8 protein-coding genes are annotated in these 5,664 nt (G+C 34.3%); all 8 read right to left on the bottom strand.

Annotation, left to right across the window (positions count from 1 at the left end; all coding sequences use genetic code 11):
* Positions 1–310 precede the first annotated feature (310 nt).
* The 8 genes from AC1TO5_RS21055 to AC1TO5_RS21020 all read right to left on the bottom strand — a co-directional run bounded on the left by AC1TO5_RS21055 (position 311) and on the right by AC1TO5_RS21020 (position 5,529).
* Positions 311–787: an NUDIX domain-containing protein gene (locus tag AC1TO5_RS21055; RefSeq protein ID WP_482064800.1), complete on the bottom strand. Its 477-nt coding sequence runs from the start codon at positions 785–787 to the stop codon at positions 311–313.
* Positions 788–1,021: 234 nt separating this feature from the next.
* Positions 1,022–1,423 carry a GNAT family N-acetyltransferase gene (locus tag AC1TO5_RS21050; protein ID WP_482064799.1) on the bottom strand — a complete coding sequence of 134 codons (402 nt, stop codon included), beginning with the start codon at positions 1,421–1,423 and terminating at the stop codon, positions 1,022–1,024.
* A 265-nt stretch (positions 1,424–1,688) separates the two neighbouring features.
* Positions 1,689–2,159 carry an N-acetyltransferase family protein gene (locus tag AC1TO5_RS21045; RefSeq protein ID WP_482064798.1) on the bottom strand — a complete coding sequence of 157 codons (471 nt, stop codon included), beginning with the start codon at positions 2,157–2,159 and terminating at the stop codon, positions 1,689–1,691.
* Between the two features lie 189 nt (positions 2,160–2,348).
* Entirely contained in the window at positions 2,349–2,744 is a 396-nt protein-coding gene (locus AC1TO5_RS21040; RefSeq protein ID WP_482064797.1) for a hypothetical protein, read from the bottom strand.
* 208 nt (positions 2,745–2,952) lie between these two features.
* On the bottom strand, positions 2,953–3,333 hold the full coding sequence (locus tag AC1TO5_RS21035) for a hypothetical protein (protein ID WP_482064796.1): 381 nt from the start codon (positions 3,331–3,333) through the stop codon (positions 2,953–2,955).
* A 203-nt stretch (positions 3,334–3,536) separates the two neighbouring features.
* Positions 3,537–3,845, bottom strand: coding sequence for a hypothetical protein (locus tag AC1TO5_RS21030; RefSeq protein WP_482064795.1), 309 nt, complete (start codon positions 3,843–3,845; stop codon positions 3,537–3,539).
* A gap of 255 nt (positions 3,846–4,100) precedes the next feature.
* Entirely contained in the window at positions 4,101–4,871 is a 771-nt protein-coding gene (locus AC1TO5_RS21025; protein WP_482064794.1) for a hypothetical protein, read from the bottom strand.
* 175 nt (positions 4,872–5,046) lie between these two features.
* Positions 5,047–5,529 (bottom strand): DinB family protein, encoded by a 483-nt coding sequence (locus AC1TO5_RS21020; protein ID WP_482064793.1) that lies wholly within the window; start codon positions 5,527–5,529, stop codon positions 5,047–5,049.
* Positions 5,530–5,664 lie beyond the last annotated feature (135 nt).

Here is a 5,664-nt window from a genome sequence, read left to right as displayed (position 1 = left end):
AATCAGCCTCACCTAAATTCCTTTCAAGTTCCTCGTGATCATATATCCATTGCTCCAACTCAAATAATGTCACGGTTCTCTTTAGAAAACAGTACATATAACGATGTGCTTCTATTTTATTTAACATCTTTTGAATCACCTTCTTTAATATGTATTTTGCCGATTTCTGATAACGTACTTGTATTCACGAACTTGCGTAGCAAGTTGTCACATGAGTCTGCTACTCTGTCAAAAGCATCAGGGTGACCAAGGCGTAGCCGCTGCTTGAATACTTTGTTATAGGATGGAGCCGACTTCTTTGAGTTACCTATCAATATTCTTTGATGACTTCTTTAATTGTTTCTTTTGTCTCGCTATCCCATATAAAACTTAATTCAAACGTTCCATTTCTAAAAAATAATGGAAATCTTCTTTTAAACCAATCTTGTACTGGTATTTCATCAACACTTTCAATATTTATCCATTCCAATTGTCCTTCAGGTGGATGGTCTAATAAATCACCTTCAAACTCTGTTGCCAAATAATTAAATACCATATATCTTAATCCGGAATTGGGTTCACAAAACTCATCTAACCCTTTATATTCTATCTTTTTTATAACTAAACCCGTTTCTTCCTTTACCTCTCTAATTGCTCCTTCAACTATACTCTCAGGAAAATCGACTTTCCCCCCTGGTGCGATATATCCAGGAAATCCTAAATGATCCGGTCGATTTATTAATAAGACTTTTTCATCTTTCTTTACCATTACCATGGTATATAATTTATGTTCAATTTTTTTATTCAATTACTATCACAACTTTCAATTAATTTAGGTGCGATTTCGCGGATCTTTCCTATAACGTTGTCGTATTTGCGACGTCCATTCCCCTTAGATAGCTCTTATCTTAGGGGAATGGATGTGTCTGCCTGAATATTCTTCATCGAAATCCCACTGGCAGACCAAGGGCCGTATGGCCCGCAGCGCAAATATTGTGTTAGGCGATGCCGACTTGAAACACTCACATTTTATTTCTTTTATTTATTTCTTTCTTGCAATTACATATGCTTTATCCGTTTTTTCAAATCCAATACGAGGGTAAAATTCAATTGCTCCTGGAGATGAGAGTAATACCAATGAGGGTTCTTCTCCTAATATGATTTGTAGTTTGTTCACTAATTGCTTTCCGATTCCTTGATTTTGATATTCCTTGTCCACTGCTAAGTCAGATAGATAGCAGCAATAAGAATAATCTGTTATTGCTCTAGCTAGCCCAATCATCTTCTTGTCATCCCATGCACTAATAATAATATCCGAGTTATCTATCATTCTTTGTACTCTCTCTATGTCTTCATATGGTCTTTTTATTCCTGATTTTTTAAATACTTCGGCTACATCTGCAGCGTTAAGGAGTTTGTCTTCTAAATACGTGATCATAATCATTATTACCTTCTTGTTTCAGTCTTTTGGTTTAATGTTACTTACTCCCGGTTTCGCCTAACGTTTTTGTATTCACGACGTCCCACCACCTTAAGCCCGAAGGGCGGCCGCGATGCGGTTAGGTGGTGGGATGTGTCCGGCTGATTCCGCTTCCCCGAAACTGAAATACCTCTCCGAGTCCACTCCTACCTCCTGCCGGACCGAGGGCGAATGCCCGATGCGTGAATATGGTGTTAGGCGAAGTGCGGTCATTCCAGCTCACATATCATTATTCTTCTAGCATTAATTCCATTGGTTCTTTGCAATGTACGTATTCATTTCTTTTATAAAAATCAATACTATTGTCACTTGGCCAAACAATAATAAATTCATATTTATTCGCAATGGACCATTCTTTAATTTGATTTAGTAATTTCGATCCGATCCCTTTCCCTCTATTTGATGGCAAGGTATAGACATTTGTCATATAAACAAATGGATTGGTCTTCTTGCCTGGTCGAGGAACTTTAAGAATCAATTCCAAAAATATATGAGATACAATTTCCCCTTCGTTCTCCGCTACCCAAATAAACCATTGACTTGAATCTATTGCCCTTATGAGGAAATCTTTGGTTTCTATATAATAATCCTCATAGATTTCATTAGAAATAATTAACTTCGAGTTGTACTCGAGTGTGAAATCTAATCTCATTTTTATTAGAGAATCGATATCGGAATGAGTCGCAAGTCTGATAATCATTTGATCTCCTCTTGTCTTTAATAATAAAAACTAGCATTTCGCCTAACGTTCAGGTATTCACGAACTTGCGCAGCAAGTTGTCACTGAATCTACTACTCTGCCAACAGCATCAATGTGACCAAGGTGGAGCCGCTGCGTGAATACTGTGTTATCGGATGTCTACGTCCTCATGTACAACTCATATAATCTTTATTCACTTATCAACCAAGTTTTTGCTTCTTCTGGGTCAATGTAATATTTTATTGCCTTTAACTTATTATTTGGGACATTCTTTATTAGTCTATTGAGTTGCCATTTTGATTTAAATGATAGCCCAACAACAGATAATTTATTAATATGATCTTCTATTGCATTTAAACTATTTAAAAATTCGATCAAAATCTCTTTAGTAATTCTTGTCTCATAAAAATCTACCCAAATGCGTAATTGCTTTTTGTTTTTTTTAATGAATTCAACTTCTTCTTTCATTATAGAAATTAATTTTGGATGGTCCATGGAGTAACTTCCGAATTTTAAGCAATGCACTTCGCCACCTTTATAGTAATACGGGAAGATGGATCCACCAGGAGATTTAACTGTAGACATTCATAACACCTCTTTTTTAAAATAGGTCTATTGTTACTTTACGTAGATTTCCTATAACGTTCTTGTATTCACGAACTTGCGAATGCAAGTTGTCAGACAGCCATTACATCTTGAATTTCCGCTGCTGACCAAGGCGTAGCCGAAGCGTGAATACTTTGTTATGCGATTTACTCGACTACTGGAACTACTATCAACTTACTTTTACTTATCACTTTTTGTAATAGTGTATTTCAATATTTTTGTTTTTTAATACCATTTTATCTTTCATTAATTCAATTTCGAATAATGAATCTTCCACTAAGATTTCTTTCTCAGTTTTCCATTGATAATTCATATTCTTCTCTTCCTCATTATATTTTTTTTTGTGTACTCCACCTTCTGTTGATACCCAATTAAAAGTTTTAGCATTAATATTTGTCTCTGTTACTTCTAAATAATTATAATGTCCTAACTCTTCATCACTTCCTACTATTTGGCTCACTTGATCTGATTCCCAAACACCGAGTAACATAGCTTTATTATCTTGTTTACAGCTTGTTAAGAAAATTGAAACAATCAGTAATAACATCAATGTCATTAATTTAGGCATTTAAGTTTCCTTTCTTTATTGGTTTGGTTTTCGAGTATTTCGGATAACGTTCTTATATTCACGAACTTGCGCAGCAAGTTGTCACATGAATCTGCTACTTCTGCCAAAAAGCATCAAAGTGACCAAGGCGTAGCCGCAGCGTGAATACTGTGTTATCGGATGTCAGCGCCTTCTTCGAAATTGCTGAGAAATGATCTTTCTCCTTATTTCTCTATTCTTATTTCAATATATCGAACTACAATTAATATTAGTTCACAAATCACTTTCCATATAATGATAGATATTAAAAATAAAATTACTCCTTGCAATACCCCTAAAGGTAAATTGTTTATTTCCTTGCCCGTATACCAATTTCCCTCTTTCACTTGTGTTTGAATAAAGTTATTCCAATATACTTTTTTCCCGAATACAATTGCTTGGTACATTATCGGTAGAATTCCTGCATAAAAAAGAACTGTTATTAAAGTGTTTGATGGTATACGTCCAAACTTAAAAATCTTATCCTTCATCATATCAGCTCCTTTTACTTGTAATTAGATTTTTAAGAGTTTATGCAAAGTGGTTTGTATTTTTTGCATTGCGCTGATTTCCTATAACGTTCAGGTATTCACGAACTTCTGCAAGAAGTTGTCGCTGATTCTACTACTCTGTCAAAAACATCAAAGTGACCAATGGCGAATGCCCGCCGCGCGAATACTGTGTTATATGAAGATGACTCTTCCAGTACAACTATCAATATATATGTATTTATATTGTATGAAATATTCTTATAAATCTTCTAAATTAATTGTTACTTTAGCGAATAAATATCTATTAATTAGCATTTTCACTAAAATTTTATTCCCAAATCTATAACATATATACATATACTCAGCATCTTGAACTTCAACCCAATCGAGAATGAGATGTGAAGGTTTTCCGTTTATTTCCATCACCAATATTCTCTCATTATATGCCCTACTACCCAACTCAGGTAATAACTCATTAGTTATTATAAAACATTGTAAAAAATCATTAATCTCATCTTCTGACATATTGTCCATAGTCCTGTATTCTACATGTACTGATTCAGAAGTCTCTCTACCTTCACCAGTGAAATAACCTTCAGAAATCTCCCAAACAGAATGTCCAATAGCTAACTTTATCAAAACTCTATTTATCTCTTTGTCTAACGTACTAATTTCATTTTTATCTATTATGTCATTTGTTTTTTTTACTAAATCTATATTTCGTTCTTTGATTAATCTTCTCTTTACTGTTTCAGAAAATTCATAATTCGCTCCATAATGCTTTTTTTTCAATAATTGCACTAGTATTGAAACGATTAATTCATCGTGTGAATATGAATTATTACATTCTAAACAAGCAGGTAATGTAGGAAGATTTTCAGGTAATGGATCAAGAAGAAATACTTTTGATGGAACATGTTCTCGTGTATCAGCCTTTTTCCCACAATATATGCACTCTGTATAAGTATTTTTTGAATATACTACTCTATGGCTAAGTCTATAATCTCCCAAATAATTATCTGCTTTCATAATTGTCTCCTTGAACTTTGTATTTAAGTCATTTTCATATAACGTTCAGGTATTCACGAACTTCCGCAGGAAGTTGTCACTGAATTAACTACTCTGTCAAAAGCATCACAGTGACCAAGGCGTAGCCGCCGCGTGAATACTGTGTTATGTGAAGGTTCGGTCTTCTAGTGTTATCTTACATATTCTTTACTCTATTAATGAGATTTCTTCCAATAAAATTTGAGTTGGCTGGCGTAACGCCAAGTTCTCTTGCCCAAATTGATAATTGTCCAATATGATGAACTTCATGAACTAATATATGCTTAAATATCTCCTCTTTGCTATACGACTCTTGATTCCAAGAAGGATATATCTTTTCATCGACTTCCTCAGTTGTCCAATGATATAAATACCCTTTTATCTCCTCTCTCAATTGACTGGATAATATTGAAATGGATTGAAGATCGTTATATCTACCGAATTCTAGTTGTATATCGGGTTTATTAAATATTGCTCTAATCCAACTGTATTCAACATCGATGATATGTAAAAATGTATTTAGAATTGTTCCTAGACCTGCTTTACGATCTTTAACAAGTTCTTCATTTGACACTGCTTCAAAATTCTTAATATACTCATCTCGAACTTCCCAGTTGTATAGGATAATACTTATCATCATTTCATTCCTTTCAAACTGGATTTTAATGAACTTCCGAACTTTCACATAACGTTCAGGTATTCACGAACTTGCGCAGCAAGTTGTCACTGAATCTGCTACTTCTGCCAAAAAGCATCAAAGTGACCAAGGCGTAGC

Source organism: Paenibacillus sp. Y930 (genome assembly GCF_056786375.1).
This window is presented reverse-complemented; position numbering and strand designations above follow the sequence as displayed.